General features: G+C 53.7%; 3 protein-coding genes. All 3 read left to right on the top strand.

Going from position 1 to position 961, the window contains the following annotated elements:
- The coding region (locus tag HK11_RS11070; RefSeq protein ID WP_143216396.1) for a conjugal transfer protein TraA at window positions 1–201 on the top strand (201 nt) is incomplete at its 5' end.
- A 54-nt stretch (window positions 202–255) separates the two neighbouring features.
- Window positions 256–450 carry a type II toxin-antitoxin system VapB family antitoxin gene (locus HK11_RS11065; RefSeq protein ID WP_086555402.1) on the top strand — a complete coding sequence of 65 codons (195 nt, stop codon included), beginning with the start codon at window positions 256–258 and terminating at the stop codon, window positions 448–450.
- A complete protein-coding gene (locus tag HK11_RS11060) occupies window positions 447–839 on the top strand; it encodes a PIN domain nuclease (protein ID WP_086555401.1) in 393 nt (130 codons plus the stop codon). The genes HK11_RS11065 and HK11_RS11060 overlap by 4 nt, the downstream gene beginning before the upstream one ends.
- Window positions 840–961: the final 122 nt, after the last annotated feature.

Raw genomic sequence — 961 nt, 5'->3', positions numbered from 1 at the left:
GGTCTGAGCCACGCGCAGCAGGGTGTGGCACTGAAGGATCTGAAGCGGGATACACAGCTTGCGTCCGTCCTGCGGGAGAAAAGCCGTGAACTGGGGATCAGAAAGGGATCTGCGCTCGATCACGCTTTACATGCGCCTCAGCGCGAGCATTCTCTCTCGCGCTCCAGGTCGCGGGATCGGGGATGGGATATGGGGATGTAATCTTCTTGAGGCGGGTAGTATTTATGTGTATTATTTACTCAGGAGATACACATTATGCGAACCAACATCATTATTGATGATACCCTTATGACAGATGCCCTGAGGGCATCAGGCGTTAAAACCAAGAAGGAAGCGGTTGAACTCGGGTTGCGGATGCTGATCAGGCTGAAGCAGCAACGGGAACTCCGCACTTTGCGGGGAAAGTTCGACTGGAAGGGTGACCTCGATGCTATGCGTTCCGACGCATGATTCTGGTCGATTCATCGGTCTGGATCGATTTTTTCCGGGGTACGGTTACGCCACAGGCTGAGGTTCTGGATCGTCTTCTGGGAGAAGAACCTGTCGCTATCGGGGATCTGATGATGACGGAAGTTCTTCAGGGTTTTTCCAGCGAGCGGGATTTCAACAAGGCGCGGAGACTGCTTGGCGCTCTGGATCTGGTTGAGATCGGAGGACGTGATGTCATGATCGAGGCAGCACGGTATTTCCGTGACCTGCGCAGCAGAGGCATTACCATCCGCAAGACCATTGATACCCTGATTGCCACACGGTGTATCGTAAGCGGGTATAGGCTCCTTTACAGTGATCGGGACTTTGATCCGTTTGTGGCACATCTGGGGCTTGAGCGGGTTGTCTGATTTTGGCGTGGTTAAGAGTATGCAGAAAAAAGAAGGCGTCTGATGTCAGAGGAAGGTTCGGCGCAGCGCGCGTTTGATGATCTGCGTGCTGAAATATCGGTGCTCCGGCGCAGTGTGGAAGC

It is taken from the genome of Acetobacter sp. DmW_043, from assembly GCF_002153485.1.
In the GTDB taxonomy this organism is placed as follows: Bacteria; Pseudomonadota; Alphaproteobacteria; order Acetobacterales; family Acetobacteraceae; genus Acetobacter; species Acetobacter thailandicus.
This window is presented reverse-complemented; position numbering and strand designations above follow the sequence as displayed.

Excerpts from the sequence above, each read along its gene's own strand:
- HK11_RS11060 (WP_086555401.1), top strand. The coding sequence starts at position 447 with ATGATTCTGGTCGATTCATCGGTCTGGATCGATTTTTTCCGGGGTACG.
- HK11_RS11065 (WP_086555402.1), top strand. The coding sequence starts at position 256 with ATGCGAACCAACATCATTATTGATGATACCCTTATGACAGATGCCCTG.